This window comes from Rhodopirellula sp. UBA1907 (genome assembly GCF_002337565.1).
GTDB lineage: Bacteria > Planctomycetota > Planctomycetia > Pirellulales > Pirellulaceae > Rhodopirellula > Rhodopirellula europaea.
Genome location: NZ_DDGH01000102.1, coordinates 1 through 472 on the forward strand (window position 1 = coordinate 1; position 472 = coordinate 472).

General features: G+C 54.7%; 1 pseudogene. It reads right to left on the reverse strand.

The features are described from left to right. Nucleotides 1–64: 64 nt before the first annotated feature. Nucleotides 65–472: pseudogene (locus B2R17_RS25705) on the reverse strand (flagellar protein FlbA); the annotation flags it as partial.

Below are 472 nucleotides of genomic sequence, written 5' to 3' on the forward strand. Positions count from 1 at the left end.
CCATTGCCGTCCATGATGATCGCGACGTGACGTGGAAGATTCATGCTGAGAAGTGGAACAGAAGTCATGCGAGTTTGGAAAGGACCGTTTCAACGCACGGTTTCCAATCCCCGAGCTCGGTTTGGCGAACGATTTCAACGCTGGGGTACCAAACGGTCGTCTCCCCCGATCGGAGCCAACGCCAATCGGGGACTTTGCCCAGCAGCAGTATCGTGCGTACACCAAGGGATCCCGCCAAGTGGGCAATGGCTGTATCGGTGGTGACCAACGCATCCAAGTTGCATAGCACAGCCGCGGTATCCACAAATTGTCCACCCGATTGATCGATGTCGTCGGGCAATCGGTGGATCGAACTTCCCAAATCGCTTTGCTCGAGTTGTTCTGAGCCATGGCCAAATTGCAGGCTGATCGATTCCACGTTTGGCATTTCGATCAGCGGACGAAACGTTTCCAGAGGAACGCTGCGATACAC